The sequence below is a fragment of the Salinispora vitiensis genome, from assembly GCF_000378825.1.
In the GTDB taxonomy this organism is placed as follows: Bacteria; Actinomycetota; Actinomycetes; order Mycobacteriales; family Micromonosporaceae; genus Micromonospora; species Micromonospora vitiensis.
In genome coordinates, this window is record NZ_KB900388.1 from 323,884 (window position 1) to 340,562 (window position 16,679).

General features: G+C 70.9%; 16 protein-coding genes. 9 read left to right on the top strand and 7 right to left on the bottom strand.

What is annotated here, in order from left to right; all coding sequences use genetic code 11:
• The first annotated feature begins 6 nt into the window (after positions 1-6).
• Positions 7-684 carry a hypothetical protein gene (locus SALPAC2_RS0101555; RefSeq protein WP_018214874.1) on the top strand — a complete coding sequence of 226 codons (678 nt, stop codon included), beginning with the start codon at positions 7-9 and terminating at the stop codon, positions 682-684.
• Positions 681-1,337, top strand: a complete 657-nt coding sequence (locus SALPAC2_RS0101560) for a class F sortase (protein WP_026184298.1) — start codon at positions 681-683, stop codon at positions 1,335-1,337. The genes SALPAC2_RS0101555 and SALPAC2_RS0101560 overlap by 4 nt, the downstream gene beginning before the upstream one ends.
• 21 nt (positions 1,338-1,358) lie before the next feature.
• Here the strand turns inward: SALPAC2_RS0101560 and SALPAC2_RS0101565 are convergent, their stop codons facing one another.
• The 3 genes from SALPAC2_RS0101565 to SALPAC2_RS0101575 form a co-directional block, all read right to left on the bottom strand.
• Positions 1,359-2,228, bottom strand: a complete 870-nt coding sequence (locus SALPAC2_RS0101565; RefSeq protein WP_026184299.1) for a sulfotransferase domain-containing protein — start codon at positions 2,226-2,228, stop codon at positions 1,359-1,361.
• Between the two features lie 213 nt (positions 2,229-2,441).
• On the bottom strand, positions 2,442-3,239 hold the full coding sequence (locus SALPAC2_RS0101570; RefSeq protein ID WP_018214877.1) for an exodeoxyribonuclease III: 798 nt from the start codon (positions 3,237-3,239) through the stop codon (positions 2,442-2,444).
• A gap of 195 nt (positions 3,240-3,434) precedes the next feature.
• Positions 3,435-4,355 carry a proteasome assembly chaperone family protein gene (locus SALPAC2_RS0101575; RefSeq protein WP_018214878.1) on the bottom strand — a complete coding sequence of 307 codons (921 nt, stop codon included), beginning with the start codon at positions 4,353-4,355 and terminating at the stop codon, positions 3,435-3,437.
• Positions 4,356-4,785: 430 nt separating this feature from the next.
• Between SALPAC2_RS0101575 and SALPAC2_RS0101580 the strand changes: the two genes are divergently transcribed.
• Positions 4,786-5,649: a hypothetical protein gene (locus SALPAC2_RS0101580; RefSeq protein ID WP_018214879.1), complete on the top strand. Its 864-nt coding sequence runs from the start codon at positions 4,786-4,788 to the stop codon at positions 5,647-5,649.
• On the opposite strand, the gene SALPAC2_RS0101585 is transcribed toward SALPAC2_RS0101580, so the two are convergent.
• Both SALPAC2_RS0101585 and SALPAC2_RS0101590 read right to left on the bottom strand, forming a co-directional pair.
• Complete coding sequence (locus SALPAC2_RS0101585; protein WP_018214880.1) at positions 5,618-6,466, bottom strand: SGNH/GDSL hydrolase family protein; 849 nt, start codon at positions 6,464-6,466, stop codon at positions 5,618-5,620. The genes SALPAC2_RS0101580 and SALPAC2_RS0101585 overlap by 32 nt on opposite strands.
• Positions 6,467-6,608: 142 nt before the next feature.
• Positions 6,609-7,202, bottom strand: coding sequence for an antibiotic biosynthesis monooxygenase (locus SALPAC2_RS0101590; protein WP_026184301.1), 594 nt, complete (start codon positions 7,200-7,202; stop codon positions 6,609-6,611).
• A 217-nt stretch (positions 7,203-7,419) separates the two neighbouring features.
• Between SALPAC2_RS0101590 and SALPAC2_RS0101595 the strand changes: the two genes are divergently transcribed.
• Positions 7,420-7,683: a DUF6343 family protein gene (locus tag SALPAC2_RS0101595; protein WP_018214882.1), complete on the top strand. Its 264-nt coding sequence runs from the start codon at positions 7,420-7,422 to the stop codon at positions 7,681-7,683.
• Positions 7,684-7,852: 169 nt separating this feature from the next.
• Positions 7,853-8,578 (top strand): PP2C family protein-serine/threonine phosphatase, encoded by a 726-nt coding sequence (locus SALPAC2_RS0101600; protein ID WP_018214883.1) that lies wholly within the window; start codon positions 7,853-7,855, stop codon positions 8,576-8,578.
• A 3-nt stretch (positions 8,579-8,581) separates the two neighbouring features.
• Here the strand turns inward: SALPAC2_RS0101600 and hrpB are convergent, their stop codons facing one another.
• Positions 8,582-11,149 (bottom strand): ATP-dependent helicase HrpB, encoded by a 2,568-nt coding sequence (gene hrpB, locus SALPAC2_RS0101605; protein ID WP_018214884.1) that lies wholly within the window; start codon positions 11,147-11,149, stop codon positions 8,582-8,584.
• A 510-nt stretch (positions 11,150-11,659) separates the two neighbouring features.
• Between hrpB and SALPAC2_RS0101610 the strand changes: the two genes are divergently transcribed.
• From SALPAC2_RS0101610 to SALPAC2_RS0101620, 3 genes are read left to right on the top strand one after another with little or no spacing between them, the layout of a single operon-like run.
• On the top strand, positions 11,660-12,292 hold the full coding sequence (locus SALPAC2_RS0101610) for a GOLPH3/VPS74 family protein (RefSeq protein WP_018214885.1): 633 nt from the start codon (positions 11,660-11,662) through the stop codon (positions 12,290-12,292).
• A 42-nt stretch (positions 12,293-12,334) separates the two neighbouring features.
• Positions 12,335-13,864, top strand: a complete 1,530-nt coding sequence (locus tag SALPAC2_RS0101615; RefSeq protein ID WP_026184302.1) for an APC family permease — start codon at positions 12,335-12,337, stop codon at positions 13,862-13,864.
• Positions 13,861-14,451, top strand: a complete 591-nt coding sequence (locus SALPAC2_RS0101620; protein ID WP_018214887.1) for a GNAT family N-acetyltransferase — start codon at positions 13,861-13,863, stop codon at positions 14,449-14,451. The genes SALPAC2_RS0101615 and SALPAC2_RS0101620 overlap by 4 nt, the downstream gene beginning before the upstream one ends.
• A gap of 523 nt (positions 14,452-14,974) precedes the next feature.
• On the opposite strand, the gene SALPAC2_RS0101630 is transcribed toward SALPAC2_RS0101620, so the two are convergent.
• Positions 14,975-15,442: a general stress protein gene (locus SALPAC2_RS0101630; RefSeq protein WP_188115869.1), complete on the bottom strand. Its 468-nt coding sequence runs from the start codon at positions 15,440-15,442 to the stop codon at positions 14,975-14,977.
• Positions 15,443-15,703: 261 nt separating this feature from the next.
• Between SALPAC2_RS0101630 and SALPAC2_RS0101635 the strand changes: the two genes are divergently transcribed.
• Positions 15,704-16,642 carry an NAD(P)/FAD-dependent oxidoreductase gene (locus SALPAC2_RS0101635; RefSeq protein WP_018214890.1) on the top strand — a complete coding sequence of 313 codons (939 nt, stop codon included), beginning with the start codon at positions 15,704-15,706 and terminating at the stop codon, positions 16,640-16,642.
• Positions 16,643-16,679 lie beyond the last annotated feature (37 nt).

Here is a 16,679-nt window from a genome sequence, read left to right on the forward strand (position 1 = left end):
GGGGCTGTGGTGCAGGGGACCCGCGGGGGCCTGGTGGCGACGATCGCGGTCGCGGTCGTCGGCCCGCTGCTCGCGGTCGGGGCCACGAACGCGACGGCTGGGCCGGCGTCAGCCCAGGTGGCGTTGGCCCGACCGGCTGTTGCCGAAGCGGCGTCGGCCTGGTCATCCCCGGTCGCGGCGTCGGCCTGGTCATCCCCGGTCACGGCGTCGAATCCCGAGGGGGAACTTCGCCCGGTGGCCGCGCCCATGCAGCCCGAGGGGCCGAAGCCGTCGACCGTCTTCGTTGAGGTGAGTCCGAGCACGGTGAAGGCGGGCTACCTGGTCTGGATCCGGGCGAGTTGCCGGGACAACTCCATCCCGGCGAACGTCTGGTCCGACGCCTTCGGCCGCGTCCAGGTCAAGCCGGACAATGGGCTGTTGACCGCGACGGCGATGGTGCGGGAACGAACCCTGCCCGGCAGCTACCGGGTCAAACTGGAGTGCCGCGACGGTGAGACCGCGTCAACGATGCTCCAGGTCGTCAAGTCGGTCACGTCCAGTCGTGGCCCGGCCACCGGATTTGGCGGGTCCGCCAGCAACTTCTCCGCGGAGCTGCTGCTGCCGGTCGGGGTCGGGCTGACCGTGGTCGGTCTGGTGGTGTGGCTGGTGTCCCTCCGGCGGCTCCGCGGGGCTACCCGCCGATGACCAGGGCCCGTGCGATTCGTACGGCCCGCACGGCCCGCCGACCGGCGGGCCGGCGTAGCCCGTGGTCCGTACCGCTCGCCGTGCTGCTGGTGCTGGTGGGGGTCTTCGCCACGGGCGCCGGGCTGGGCCGGACCACCGGCTCGCTGGAGTGGGCGAGCACGGCGGACGTGGACCGACCCGCCGGTGGCGCCGGGCCGGAACCTGTCACCAGCCAGCCGGTCCGCCTCGCCGTACCCGCGATCGGTGTCGCCGCCCCGATCGCGCCGGTGGGGCAGGCCCGGGACGGCTCGATCGCCGTCCCGCCGTTGGAGCGGGCGCACGAGACCGGCTGGTACGACCGGGGGCCGGTTCCTGGCGAGCCGGGGCCGGCGGTCATCGTCGGTCACGTTGACACCAGGGATGGTCCGTCGGTCTTCGTTGACCTGCACCGGCTGAGTCCCGGTGACCCGATCGAGGTGACCCGCGCCGACGGCTCGGTTGTGGGATTCCGGGTCGACTCGGTGGAGCGATTCCCCAAGGACCAGCTTCCCGCCGAGCGGGTGTACGGCGACTCCGGGCCGGCCGGGCTGCGCCTGATCACCTGCGGTGGAGCCTGGGTGGGGGGCCGCACCGGCTACGCCGACAACGTCATCGCTTTCGCCACGATGACGTGAGACCGGGCCCGGTGATCCCGGTCAGGAAACCGCGTCGCGGGCCGGGTAGCCGAGGAGCTCAACGAGATTTCCGGTCGCCGCGGTGAAAGCCGCGTAAACCTCGTCGTCGAAGTGGTTATGCCAGTCGCCGGCTTTGCCCTTTCGGTAGTGGGAAACTTTCCCCGCGGTTTCCCGATCCTTCCGCATCTTGGTGAAGCTGTAGCGGGACAACAGGGCCTCCAGCTCGGTGGCGGGCAGGGTGATTCCGCAGTGCCGCATCAGCTGGTCCACCTCCTCCGGCTGCCGCTCACCGGTCAGGTCCTCGTAGCGGAACAGACGGAAGGTCTCGGAGCTCGGGGCGACCGACCACGACCGGAGCCGCTTGAAGAGGTTCCGCTTGGAGTGGCGTTCGATGACGTAGATCAACCCTTCCTTCATCGGGATTTCCTGTAGTTTCTTGCGTACCTGGAGGATATCGCCCATGGGGGCGTGTGAGTTGCGCAGCGAAAAGTAGCTTGAGATGACGATATCGCGTGGGTCGCGAATTACGAAGAAGGCGCGATAGGTGCCGGGTTTTGAAATCTTCTCGAAGCCCGGGTAAGACTGAAACAAGGCCAGGCCTGCCCGGCCGGGTGGAACGAGGGGTACGCTGCGTCGCTTGTAGAATCGTGGGTCGTAGGGGAGTAGGCCGGAGTGGCGGTAGACGGTTGGGTCGCTGAACAGGGCTTTGATCCACTGGCTGCCGGTCTTGTGTACGGTGCAGTGGTAGATGTTGTCGAACTCGCACCGACTGACCACCGGGACGAGGAGCCGCTTTCTCGCATTGTGGGCCTCGAGCTCTACGCGGCGGGCCATCCGGCGCGTTAGATTGGGTGTGTGTTGCTTGGCGAACTCTATTGTTCGATTGAGCATTCTCGAAGCCTCGTCTGCGCCTTTAAGGGTGGGGGGAGATCTGGGCGTATTGTCGGGGTGGTGGTGTCGGTTGAATCTCAGGATCTAACCGTTACCGTCCCGGTAAGTCAACGTGCCACTAGGAATATCCCCGACGGTCCAATTAAAGTCAATCCTACCCTCGGCGATTGACTGGTAACGCGGAGTGTGGCATGAATTGTCGCCGGCCGGCACTCAGAACGCCTCCACCGCCGGGGCAGGGTCGGCGTCCACGACGATCGGAGCGTGGTCGGAGGGGCCCTTACCCTTGCGGGCCTCCCGGTCCACGTATGCGGCCCGGACGACGCGGGCGAACGGAGCCGAGGCGTACACCAGGTCGATCCGCATGCCCTTGTTCTGATGGAACATTCCGGCCCGATAGTCCCAGTAGGTGAACGGGTGCGGGCCCTTCATCGGGGTTGGTACGACATCGGCGAGGCCCAGGTCGCGTAGCGCCGCGAGCGCGGCTCGTTCGGCGGGCGTGACGTGGGTGGAGCCGGTGAACAGGGTCGGATCCCAGACATCCGCGTCGGTGGGCGCCACGTTGAAGTCGCCGCACACCACCAACGGCGCACCGCCGGTCAGTTCGCCCTCCAGCGCGTCCCGCAGTGCGCCGAGCCAGGCCAGTTTGTACGCGTAATGCGGGTCGTCGAGGGTCCGGCCGTTGGGCACGTAGACCGACCAGACCCGCAGTCCGGCGCAGGTGGCGGCGAGGGCGCGGGCCTCCGGCTCGGGAAAGCCCGGCTCGTCGGGGAAGCCGAGGGTGACATCGGTCAGGCCGACCCGGGACAGAATGGCGACCCCGTTCCACCGGCCGTCACTGTGGCTGGCGACCGTGTAGCCGAGCGCGCCAACCTCGGCGACCGGGAACGCGCCGTCCGGACACTTGGTCTCCTGGAGGCAGACCACATCGGGTTTCGTGCCCGCCAGCCAGTCGAGCAGCCGAGGCAGGCGGGCCTTAACGGAGTTGACGTTCCACGTCGCCAGGCGCATGGTCCCAGCCTGCCCGATCTGTCGCCGACCTGCCGCGCGCCCGGGGCGTGTCGCCGACGGGCTGTCGGGGAGGGCACTCGGTGCCGCTCCCCGTCCCGCACTCTCGGCGTGGCCCGTTGGGCCGTAGGTGACCGGGCTCAACCCTCCGACCGGTCCTGCGGTCGACTTGGCGTCCCGTCGGAGCCGGCGGCCGGTTCAGCCGCCGGGGTTGTCGTTGGGGCGGGTCTGCTCGGCCAGAAAACGTTCCAACTCGGCACCCAGTTCTTCGGCGGTCGGCAGGGCCTCGGACCCGGTGTTGAGCAGGTTCGGCTGGCCGCGTCCCCGGGCGAAGGCGTCGTACTGCTCCTCCAGCGCCTGGACCAGCGCTGCGGCGTCCTCGGTCTGGGCAACCTGCCGGTCGATTTCCGTCCGTACCGCCTCGGTCGCGGCCCGCAGATTTTCGCAGGGAAGGAGGAGCCCGGTGCTGCGTGACACTGAGGCGAGCAGCACCTCGGCGGCGGCGGGGTACTCGGTCTGCGCAACGTAGTGCGGCACGTGCGCCGCGAAGCCCAGCGCGTCCCGGCCCTGCTCGCCGAGGCGGTACTCCAGCAGGTGTCCGATGCTGCCCGGCACCTGCACCCGTTGCAGCCATGGCTCGTAGCCCGCGGTGAGCTCACGTCGGGTGGCGTGGGCGGTGACGCCGGTGCGGCGGGTGTGTGGCACCGCCATCGGGATGGCGTTGAGCCCGACGGTCAGCCGGACGTCCAACCGGGCGGATAGCCCGGCCACGGCGGCGACGAAGCGTTCCCACTGCAGGTCCGGCTCGGGGCCGGTGAGCAGCAGGAACGGGGTGTCGGCGTCGTCCCGGAGCAGGTGCAGCTCCAGGGCCGGCGCGTCGTAGGACTCCCAGTGGTCCTCGACGAAGGTCATCACCGGCCGGCGCGAGCGGTAGTCGAAGAGCTGGTCCAGGTCGAACCGGGCCACCGGCCGCGCGTCGAGCGAGGTGAGTAGTTGCTCGCGCGCCAACCGGGTGGCGTTACCGGCGTCAACGAAGCCGGAGAGCGCCTGGATCAGGACGGGCTGCCCGAGGTCGGGCAGATCGTCGGTGAGTTCGTAGAGCTCGTGTGGGTCGAGCACCGGTGCGGACCTCCCTGGATGTGGCTGTGGGCCGTCATGCACGAACGGCACCCGGTTGGGGAAACTACCCGCAGTCCCGCGGCATTCCGCCGTGCCCCAGGCCGGGCCCCGGTCCGCGCTTCCGGCCGGGCCTGCCAGGATGGGGTGTTCGCTACGCCGGGACGCCCCTGCCGGCCGGGGACGGGCCCGGCGACCGGCGTCAACTCGCCGTACGCCCAGCGACTGTGAGCCACAGTGGACGGACATTGGGTGGGCTCCGTGCGGAGGTTGCCCCGGCGAGCTACATCTGGATACAGCACCACGGAAGGAGGCCGACATGTCTCGCAACCACCGGATCGGGACGTTCCTCCGCTCCCAGCGTTGACCCTGTCCGCGCCAGCGGTGAAGCTGGCAGGTAGGCCGCCCAGCCACAGACCCCGGGGAGCCCACAGTGACTGATGCCGCGCCCGCCGATGGTCAGCCCGACGCTCGCCCGCCGCAGACACCCGAGGCGGCCCCGGCTGTCGCGGAGCCGCCAGCCGAGCTGTGGGACCGGATGCGCGAGGACCCGCAGTACGCGCCGGAGCACCTCGCCCTGGCAGCGGTGCGCCACCTCGGTCCGGAGGCGGCTCGGTGGGCGCGGCGGGTCCGCGCCGAGCAGTCCGAGACGGTGCCGGAGGAGGACCTGGCCGAGCAGGCGGTTCGCCGATTCGTCAACCACGCCCGGTTCCCCGAGGTGGCCTCCGGAGCACCGGGCCTGCCCGGCCTGGTGATCGACGTGGGTCTCCTCGCCTGGACGCAGGCCCGGATGGTGTTGCACGTCGCAGCCGCCCACGGGCTGGACGCCACGCACCATGATCGCGCCGTTGACCTGCTGGTGTTGCAGAAGGTGCACCAGGCCGCGCACGACGCACGGCTCGCGCTCGGGGCGGCCGCCGGCCGGGAGCGCGCTGATGCGCTCTTCGGCCCTGGCGCCGGCCAGGCCCCGCTCCGTCCGGCCCCGTTCGGCCCGGCCCTGTTCGGTCCGGCCCAACCCGGTCCGGCCCAGCCCGCTCCGGCCCCGCTCGGCCAGGTGACGCTTCGCCTCGGTGCCCAACTTGCCCAGATGGCCGGTGCGCGGGCCACCAAACGGGTTGTCGCGAAGGTGCTGCCGGGCGTCGCCATCATCCTGGGTACCTGGGCGAGTTCCTCGGCAACCAGGGAACTCGCCGCGCGCTCGCAGGCGCTGTACCACCAGCACAGTGGGGTGGGTTGCCGGTGTGATGACACCGGGGACTGCCACGTCAGGCGATGCGTCCCCAGGCTTCCCAGGTGACCTCGGCGAGCCGCTCTTGGCCGGCGAGGTTGGGGTGGAACCAGTCAAAGGTGCTGACCAGGTCCAGCGTGAACCGGAGCCGGTGGGCGGCACCGTCGTCGTAGCGGCAGCGGGAGCCGTACGCCGCGCAGGCCGCGGCGAGCTGTTCGTTGTAGTCGGCGACCCGTTCGCGTACGGCGTCTCGTCGGGAACGATCCGCCGGGTCGGTGGAGGTCGGATTCTTGAGCAGGGCCGGGCAGATTCCCAGACTCCAGGCCCGTACCGCCCGTTCGTTGGTGTGCCCCACCTCCCAGAGTCGGTACAGGTCCGGAATGCTCACCACCAGCAGCCGCGCCTTCGGCAGCTCCGCATCCAGCACCTGTAGCCCGCGGTCCACCTGACTCCGGAACGTCTCCACCGGGGTCATCGCCGCTACTTCGCCGTGACAGACGTCGTTGGCGCCGATGAGTACGGTGATCCGGCCCGGTCGGTTCCGCGTCGCCTGCTCCGCCTGGCCGGCTAGCGCGGACGCCCGGGCTCCCGCCTGCGCGTGGTTGAACGCCTGCCCACGGAGCGCCGGATCATGTTCCAGTAGCCGTCGGTAGTGGCTCTCCATCCGGAGGCTGTTCCCGGTTGACCAGGAGTTGCGTTCGCACGGGGCCACTACCAGGCAGGAACCGAAGCCGGTGCTGATCGAATCGCCGAGGGCGGCGATCCCGCCGGCCTCGGTGCCGGGTGACCCTGGATCGGGGCTGGGTGCTGTGCCGCCGCCGCTTTCGCAGGCGAGTGCGACGAGCGCGAGTAGGCAGACGACGGCGGTGACCCAGCGTCGAGGCATGGCTTCCCCAAGCGGCCGAGCGGCGAGTGATTGCCTGGGCACTCTATGGGCGCGGGCGGGGTGGTGGTCGGGCAGTGTCGGAAATGCAGCACCGAATCGCGGTGCGGCGCCAGCCGGCGCGGGAACCGCTGTCCGCGGTTCTTTATCGTGGGCCGCGGGGGCGAGGCCGACCGTGCAGCCACCAGCCGAGCGCCTGGGTGATCCGGGGCAACACCACGTACGTCATCAGTGGTGTCAGCGTCAATGTCATGATCAGTACCCGAGCCGGCACCGGGACATCCGGGATGAGCCGGCCGGTCAGCAGGGTCGCGGTCAGGCTGAGGGGGAAGAACGCCAACCAGATCGTCACCGCCTGCTTCCAACGCGGCGGCGACGGTGGCGGAGCGGTCGGCTCTGCGCTGACCGGCTCGACAACCTGCCGGGAGAACCAGCCCTCGACCCCGGTCCGGCGTTCCACCTGGGTGTGCTCGACGACGCCCTGCGCCGAGGCCAGCCACCAGTGCCGCTGCGGTGACTCCTCCCAGCGACGCAGCGTCTCGTCGTCGGCGAACCGGTAGAGCATGTGCCACTCGCCGGATCCGGGTGCGCTGCGGATCCATCCGGCCCCGAGAAAGCCGGGAAACGCCTCCGCCAACGCCGTACCGGCGCGCATCCACGCCACCATCTCCGGGGTTCGCGCCGGGTCGGTGCGTCGGGCGACGGAGACGGTCACTGGCATCGAGGGCGTCCTGGTCATGTCTCCATGTTCCTCGCCGAAACCCGGATTGACCGGTGTGCGGCGCGTTGGTGTAACGCGACTAACCCGGGTGGTGAGCCGATTCACCGCGGCCATCCCGCACGGTCGGAACAACACCGGTCGGACGTTGCTTCTGACCGGGGCGGGCTCCCGGTGGGGTGTGCGCTGGCCGGAACGGCTCCGGGTTAGGCGGGCCCTCGGCGGGTAGGCCCAGGTGATGACGAGATCGCAGCCCCGGCGTGCCCGTGGCACCGTCGGTCACGCCTACAGCGCGCTCAACCTTCGCCTGGTGCTCGCCAGCTTCGGCTTGATCACGATGGTGGTCTTCGGCGTGCTGGCGTTCCGGGCGGGGGTGGTCTGGCTGGGGGTGGTCTGCGCCCTCTTCGCCGTGGTCGCCGTCGTCGACCTGGTGATCATCCAGCGGCGGCGGGGCGCGCGTCGCCGGGAGGAACCAGGCACCCGGCACTCGCTGTTCGAGTGAGCGGAGTTCGCCATGCCCATCGCTGGCGGGGAGATACCTACGCCGCTGCCCGGGCCGAGGGCGTCGGCTCTCCGATGGTGGGGCTCGACGACGGTGAGATTCGCCGCGCCACGCCGGGCCGGGGTGCCTCCTTGAGACAACGGCCTCTTCGCCTGGCAGGCTGCCTCCCATGACCTTGAAGCTGCGTTCGTTCGGCATGAGCGACCGTGGGCTGATCCGGAGTGGGAACCAGGACGCCCTGCACTCAGGTAGCTGGCTCGTCGCCGTCGCCGACGGTATGGGTGGGATGGCCGCTGGTGATCTTGCCAGCTCGATGGCGATCAGTTCCATTGCGCCAATCGACGTGGCGACCCCGGAAGACGAGCTGGTAGCTGCCTTGCAGCGGGCCATTGCGGTGGGGACGGCACGAATTCGGCAGGCCGTCAGTGCGGAGCCGGAGCGCCAGGGCATGGGTACGACGCTGACCGCCCTGCTCCTTTCCCGAACGGGCAGCTGCCTCGCGTTGGCGCACGTCGGTGACTCCCGGGCGTACCTGTTCCGCGAGGGCGTGCTCAAACAGATCACCCGGGACGACACGTTCGTGCAGCTCCTCGTTGACCAGGGGGTCATCACCCCGGACGAGGCGAGTAGCCACCCCCGGCGAGCCGTCGTAACCCAGGCGCTGCAGGGCGAGGAGGTCTCCCCGGCCTACGCGACGATGGTCCCCTGGGCCGGCGATCGTTGGTTGCTGTGCAGCGACGGGCTGTCGAACGTGGTCCGCCCCGAGACGCTCACCGGGGTGCTCGCCGAATACCCCGACCGGACCGAGTGCGCCCGAAAGTTGATCGACCTGGCGCTGCACGCCGGTGGCCCGGACAACATCACCGCCGTCGTCGCCGACCTGGTGGCGGAGTGAGGCTCAGCGGCGGCGCGGATTGGCCCGCCGGGTCGGCTCGGCGGTCGTCGGATCCACCGGCCAGGAGTGCCGTGGATAGCGCCCGCGCAGCTCCGCCCGCACCTGCGGGTAGCCGGAACGCCAGAAAGACGCCAGGTCCGCGGTGACCGCGACGGGACGCCCGGCGGGGGAGAGGAGTCGCAGCAGAACGGGGACCCGACCAGCAGCGATCCGGGGCGCCTCCGGCCAGCCGAAGGTCTCCTGGAGCCGGACCGCCAACACCGGCGTGGCCGGATCCGTGTAGTCGACGCGGATCCGGGAACCGCTGGGCACCGGGAGTCGCTCCGGGGCGAGTTCGTCCAGGCGGGCCGCGAGTGACCAGGGCAGCAGGCGGCGCAGCGCGGAGAGCACATCAATCCGGGCCAGGTCGGCCCGCCGTCGTGCCCCGGCCAGCTCCGGCGCGAGCCAGTCCGGCGCCGCCGCCAGCAGCGCCTCGTCGTCAACCTTCGGCCACTCGGCGCCGAGGGCCGTGTGGCAGAACGCCAACCGCTCGCGTAACGCCCGGGCCGCCGGGGACCAGGTCAGCAGCCCCAGCCCGGTACGGCGGAGGCCGTCCACGAGCGCGTTGCACAACTCGTCCCGGTGTGGCGCGACGAGCGGGCGTTCCACGAGGTCGAGGGAGCCAAGTCGGACCACCTCCCGAGCCACCACATCCGTCCCGGACCAGGCCACCTCGCGCGCCGTGGTCAGCAGCGAGCCGCCCGCCGCCCGGGCGGTCGCCTCGTCGATCGGAGCCGCCAGTCGGATTCGGGCAGCCGGCGCCCCCGGCGTCCGGTCGGCGACCGCGACCGCCAGCCACACCGAATCGGTCAGCGCCGACCCGGGCGCCAGCGTCGCAGCGGTCCCACCACTCATCAGGTACGTCGGGTCGCCGGGCCGCCGGATGCGGGCCAGCCGTTCCGGGTACGCCAGGCCGACGACCAGCCCCGCGGCCAGGTCGTCGGGGCGGCTGGGCTCCGGCGTCGTCGGTCCCGGGCCCGCGGGCAGGGCGGTACGCAGCCGGCGTACCTCGGCTCGCCAGCGGTTCGTGGCGGCGGCGTCCGTTCCGGAGCGAAGCCGTCGCAGCGCGGCGGTGAGGTCGTCCCGGGAGCCGGTGACCCCCTCCTCGGCGAGGAGGGCGACCACCTCGGCCGCGCGGTCCGGGCCCAGCTGGGCGGCGCCGTCGATCAGGGCGCGACCCAGCCGGGGGTGCGTGCCGACCGCGGCGATCGCCCGGCCGCGGCTGGTGACCCGCCGATCGGCGTCCAGCGCGCCGAGCGCGACGAGAGACTCCTGGGCCACGGCGAGCGCGGCTCGCGGTGGTGGGTCCGGTAGCGCGAGGCCGTGTCCGTCCGGCGTGCCCCAGGCCGCGATGTCCAGCGCGAACCGGGTCAGGTCGGCGGTCGCGATCTCTGGCTCCGGCTGTGCGGGGAGTCGTTCGTGCTGCGCAGCCGACCAGCAGCGGTACACCTGCCCCGGGCCCTCCCGGCCGGCCCGACCGGCCCGCTGGGTGGCGGCGGCCCGGGACACCGGGACGGTGACCAGCGCGCCCAGCCCGCGGGCGAGGTCCGTACGCGCGACGCGGGCCAGCCCCGAGTCGACGACCACCCGTACCCCCGGCACCGTCAGGCTGCTCTCGGCGACCGACGTCGCCAGCACCACCCGCCGACGGCCGCGTGCGGAGCCGGCGCGGGGTGCGGCGTCGGACGTGCCGAGCCGGAACGGTTGCGCCTGCAACACGGCGTCCTGCTCCGCTGGGCGCTGCCGGCCGTGCAACGGCAGGACCGTGACCTCGGCGGGCAGGCCGGCCAGTCGGGCGCGGACGGCGGCGATCTCTCCAGTGCCGGGGAGGAAGACCAACACGTCGCCGTCGTGCTCGCGGAGGGCCCGCCGGATGGTCGCCGCGACATGGTCGAGTAGCACCGGATCCACCCGGCCGCTGCCAGCGGGCAAGACCGGGCGGGGCGGCGGTGCCCAGATCCGGGCCACCGGGTGCGCCGCCGCTGACGCCTGCACCACCGGTGCGGGCGTGTCACCGCCCAGCAGCGCGGCGACCCGATCCGAGTCGGGGGTGGCCGACATGCCGAGTAGCCACAGCTCCGGGCGGAGCGCGGCCCGCGCCTCCACCGTGAACGCGAGCGCCAGGTCGGCGTCGAGCTGCCGTTCGTGGATCTCGTCGAGCAGGACGGCGCTGCTGCCGGTCAGCTCCGGGTCGTGGTGCAGCCGGCGGACCAGCAGTCCGGTCGTCACCACCTCGATCCGGGTGCGTGGTCCGACGCGGCGGTCGCCCCGCACCGCGTACCCGACCCGCTCGCCCACCCGTTCGCCGAGCAGCGCGGCCATCCGGCGGGCGGCGGCGCGGGCGGCCATCCGACGGGGCTGCGCCACCAGCACCCGGCCGGTCACCTCCTCGGCGACGGCGAGCGGGAGCAGCGTGGTCTTGCCGCTGCCCGGCGGCGCTACCAGCACGGCGGTGCCGGTAGCGCGCAGTGCCGCCAGCACCGTCGGTACCACCGGCCGGACCGGTAGCTCAATGGGGGCGTCGGAGAACACAGCAGGAGTGTCCCACCGTCGGTGGGACCGGCGCCGCGTACCCCGTCGAGGCCGGAGACGAAGGTACACCAGGCCGGGGTGGCACGACCGACACCTGCACCGGATCGCCGCGGGGCGATACTCCCTGGCCGCGCGGCCGCACGGCGACCTTTCGCTGCGGTCCTTTCTCGACGGTGGTGCGCTCCGGAAGACCTATCGTGGGTACGCCTCAGTCTGGGCGAGGCGGCCTCGTCCTCTCGGTTCGGGACAGGTTGCTCCTGGGCACGCCCAGCTGGCTGGCGGCGACATCGAGGGTCATGTTGGGGTGCGCGCAGGTGCTGGCGAGGGTTCACGGGCGATCCGGTGCCGTACGGTCGGGCTCGCGGTGCCCCTCCGAGTCTGTCCCGACAAGATCCAGGCGGTACGGATGCGAAGTACAACCCTCCTCATTGCGAGTTGCACTTTCAGCATGACGTAGTGCATTCTTGCCCAGTTGCGATCACGGTAGACGAGACAGCTGGGAGGATCAGGTTGCTGGTCGCCGACGAATTCTTCCTGATCGCCCACAGTGACACCCGGGGCAAGGCGAAGTTGCACTCGTCTGCCACGGGTCTTGGGCTCGCTGGCTGCCTCCTGGGTGAGTTGATCCTAGGTGGACATATCACCGTGGTTGGCGGAGAAGTTTCGATGGTCAATAGTCGGCCCCCAACCGATGCGTTGGCCCATACCGTGCTCGACCAGATGGTCGGCGAGGCACAACACCGGGCGGTGCGCACCTGGCTCAGTTTCCTCGCTCAGAGCGCCGCCACCTCGGTGGGGGAGCGGCTGTCCCGGGCGGGCGTGTTGCGTCGTCAAGAGACCCGACGGCTGCTCCGTACCAGGGTCGACTATGTGCCGATTGACCCGAATGCGGCAGCCTGGCCGGCGACCCGCCTGCGGGTACTGCTGGAGCGGTCGGATCCTCCACCGACGACCCTCGCGGACGCGGTGCTACTCGGGATGATTGCTGCGGCGGGCCTGAGGCGGGAGTTGCTGTGGAGCGCCGAACCCCAAGCCGAGCACCGGTTCACCGAACTGGTCGCCTCGCTGCCCCCGCCGTTGAAGGAACTGGCGACGCAGACTGAGGCGGCTGTCGGGGCGGCGGTGCTACGCGGTTCTTCGTGACCGCGAATCAACATCCCTTGTGTATCTCAACCGGAGTGGTTAATGCCCTCGACAGCAACCATAGAAAAACGTAGCAACGTATCTGAGGCACTGGCGCGCGGCCGACTCGGTGTGCCATCGGTGGTTTTCTTCGTCCTTTCTGCAGCCGCACCACTGACCGTGGTGGCAGGCGTGGTGACCACCGGCTACGGCGTCATCGGCGTGCTCGGCATCCCGCTGGCCTTCCTCGTGGTCGCCGCGTTGCTCGCCCTCTTCTCAGTTGGCTACGTCACGATGGCCCGCCGGCTGGCCAACGCCGGCGCTTTCTACTCGTACATTTCCCGCGGTTTGGGTCGGCCAGCCGGTGTCGGTGCCGCCTGGGTGGCGCTGATCGCCTACAACGCCCTGCAGGTCGGTTTGTACGGCACCATCGGCGCTGCCGCCGAGCCGGTCCTGGACCGGCTCTTCGGCGTCAGCGTGGAGTGGTGGCTGGTGGCTCTCGGTGCCTGGGCGGCCGTCGCCGTGCTGGGGCTGCTTCGGGTCGACATCAACGGCAAGGTCCTTGCCGTGCTGCTGCTCGCCGAGATCGCAGTGGTCCTGGTCTTCGACCTCGCCCAGCTGGGCAACCCCGCCGGTGGCCAGCTCAGTTTCGCAGCGTTCGCACCAAGCAACCTCTTCGTCCCAGGCCTTGGCGCGGTGCTGGTGCTGGTGATCCTCGGATTCGTCGGGTTCGAGGCGGCGGTGGTGTTCAGCGAGGAGAGCAAGGATCCCCGCCGGACGGTGAAGGTTGCTACCTACCTGTCTATCGCGATTATCGCGGTCCTCTACGCACTCTCGTCGTGGAGTATGACCGTCGCGGTCGGGCCGGACCAGATCTCCGAGCAGGCTGGCGAGCAGAGTGTCAACCTGATTTTCAACCTGGCCGCCGAGCACCTCGGTGACAGCGTCGTAACCATCGGCCAGGTGCTGTTCCTGACGTCGGTGTTGGCCGCGATGATCTCCTTCCACAACACCACCGCGCGGTACGCGTTCGCCCTCGGCCGGGAACGGGTGCTGCCGGCGGCCCTCGGGCGGACCTCGCCGAGCAGCGGCGCGCCTCGCACGGCCTCCCTCGCCCAGAGCGCGCTCGGCCTGTTCGTGATCGTGCTGTACGCGGTTAACGGGTGGGACCCGATCGTGCAGCTCTTCTTCTGGTGCGGTACCAGCGGATCCTTCGGGGTGCTGCTGCTGATCGCCATCACATCGATTGCGGTGATCACTTACTTCGCCCGCAACGGCCGGGAGGAGTCGCTGTGGCGGCGGGCAGTGGCACCCGGACTCGCCGCGGTTGCACTACTGACTGTCTTCACCCTGGCGGTGGTCAACTTCGCCGACCTGCTCGGCGTCCCGACTGACCACCCCCTGCGTTGGGGAGTCCCGATCGCGTACCTGGTGGCCGCGCTGCTAGGTGTGGTGTGGGGGCTGGTACTGCGGTCCAACCGTCCAGGCATCTACGCCCGGATCGGGCTCGGCGCGGAGAGCTCCGCCACGGCCCTGCCGGAGACGTCCGACCAACTGCCAGCGGTGCCGGAGCGGGCGGAGGCCCAGCGGTGACCGGTATCGGTGTCGAACGTCTCGGGCCGGAACGGACGGGGCTGGTCGCGGAGCGGATCGCCGAGGCGTTCCGGGTGCTCGACGCGCCGCGTTGGCTGGTGCCCGACGAAAGCAAGCGGGAGGCGGTGCTCGTCGGACATTTCGAGATCTTGGTCGACCACGCGATGCGGCACGGCCTGGTCTTCGGAACCACCGATCTGACCGGGGTGGCCGTCTGGCTTCCCTCGATCGGGGCGGATCCGGTGCCCCCGCCACCGGATTACGATGCCCGGCTCGCCGCGGTGTGTGGTGAGTGGACGGATCGTTTCGTCCACCTCGATGAGCTCTTCGCCGCGAACCATCCGCAGCCCGACCACCACCACCTCGCCTTCCTCGCCGTGCAGCCGGACGTACAGGGCCGGGGAGTGGGCACCGCGCTGTTGCGGCACCACCACGCGTGGCTGGACGCCAACCGGATGCCCGGATACCTGGAGGCCTCCAGCGAGCTTGGCGTCGAGCTCTACGCCAAGCACGGCTATCAGGTACGTGAGCCGTTCCGGTTGCCCGACGGCACGCCGTTCTGGCCGATGTGGCGGGAACCCCGCTGATCTGACCCCCGCGGTGGCCGGGCTCTGCAGCCCGGCCACCGCTCCCGCCGCCCGCTTGGCCCGTACCCTGGCCTCCCGCTTGCCGGGGCCTGAACAGGCGGCTCGGCGCGGTTACCTCCTGCCCAGGTGGGTAACTCACTCCTCGGTGCGTCCAGCGGCGGAGCGCGACAGCCCTCGCGGCAACGGGCGCGTCCACCTGATTCGGACCCACCTCCCGACCGGCCCGCAGCCGGACGGGAGCGCCCCGAGCATCGAGGAGGCCCGTTTTATGCCCGGTGAGACGACGAACCGCGGAACCGAACACCGCCCATCGGCGGCCGAGGGGGAGCGGGGGGCACTGGTGGCTGTGTTGGTGATGGTGCTCTTGGGTGTCGCGGGCATATTCGTGCTCTCCTGACGTGGCCACGGTGCATCCCGGCCGCCACCGGTGGCGGCCGGGACGCACTCGGTATCGGTCCGGCGTCGGCACAGCCCCTCCGCCCGGTTGGTGGCGGCCGGCAGCCGTGCGTTCTGGCGGTGCGGGTTAGTCCCGTTGTCGCTGCGGTTCCTGCAGGTGTAGCCGGCCCAGCAGTTGCCGGGCCTGCTCGACATACTGCTCATCCACGATGACCGCGTACTGGTTGGCGCGGAGCGAACTGGCCGAGGTGAAGTCACGGCGACCGCCGGTCATCGCATGCGCCACCGCCCCGAACACCGCACCCCAGATCGCTCCGATCACCAGACCGGCGAGAACTGCCGCGAGCCAGTTTCCCGCGGTGAAGATGCCGAACAGCAACCCGATGAAGAGACCGAACCAGGCGCCGGTACCGGCACCGAGCAGCCCCGCCCGTCCGGTACTCAGCCGGCCGAGGACTGTCTCGACCAGGGTTAGGTCGGTGCCGACAATGGCCGTGTGCTCTACCGGGAACCGGTTGTCCGCCAGGTAGTCAACAACCCGCTGGGCGGTGCGATAGTCCGGGTATGAGCCGATAGTCACGGTCGGCGGCCCCATTCCCGGCCCGTCGCCGTCGCCGCTGGGTGGCGACGGATGACCCGCCGGACCGGAGGGGATGGTGTCGCCGCCCGACAGTCCGGGGCGCCAGGCGGAGGTCGGACGCGAAGGTGTGTTCATGAGTCTCCTCCTTCGTCAACCATCCACGTTCCCCGTTGGCCAAGGGGGTAACCCGTGCTCGTGCCCCGGCGGGGGCCGAACCATGGGTGGCGGCGCACCGGCGACCAGTAGGCTCGACCGGTGTCCGGGGAAGCGGCAGGCGTGGTGGTGGTCGGCGCGGGTCTGGCCGGGGTGGCTTGCGCCCGGGAACTGGTCCGGGCGGGCGTACCGGTGCAGCTTCGGGAACGGGGGCGGGTGGCCGGCGGACGGATGGCCAGCCGGCGTTTCGCGGGGCGCCCGGTGGACCTGGGCGCCGCGTACCTGACGGTCAGTGACCCGGGCTTCGCCGCGGTGCTGCGGCAGTGGCGGGCGGCGGGCCTGGCCCGCGAATGGACCGACACCTTCCTTGCGTACCGTGGCGAAGGTCGGCAGGAGGTCGTGGGGCCCATGCGTTGGGCCGCGCCCGGCGGGCTGCGCTCGCTGGTGGAGCAGCTCGCCCAGGATCTGCCGGTGGACCTCGGCCGTCCGGTGCACAGCGTCGGACCCGGCCCGACCGTGGATGGGCAGCCCTGCGCGGCGGTGGTGCTGGCCATGCCCGGCCCACAGGCGGCGCCGCTGCTGGACCCGGCCCTGGCCGCCGCGACCCGGGCCACGCGAGCCCAGGGCTGGTCGCCGTCGCTCGCCGCGATGCTGCGCTTCCCGGAACGCTGTTGGGGCGAACTACGCGGTGCCTTCGTCAACGACCATCCGGTGCTCGCACTGGTCTGTGATGATGGCGACCGCCGGGGCGACGCGGCACCGGTTCTCGTCGCGCACACCACCCCGGAATTCGCCGCCGCGCACCTGGCTCAGCCCGCCGCTGCGGCCCCCGCCATCGAGCTGGCCGTTCACGACCTGCTCGATTTGCCGATATCGGCCGAGGAGCGGTACGTGCACCGGTGGACGTACGCGAAGCCGACCGTGGCGGCGGCGGCCACCTACCACCTGGATGCCGACGGGATCGGCTTGGCCGGCGACGCCTTCGGCCCGCCGCGCGCCCAGACCGCCTGGCGCTCCGGCCATGACCTGGCCCGGGCCCTTCTCGCCCGAGCCGACCAGTAGCGCCACACCCCACGCCCGGGGGTGGGTTCGGAGGCGG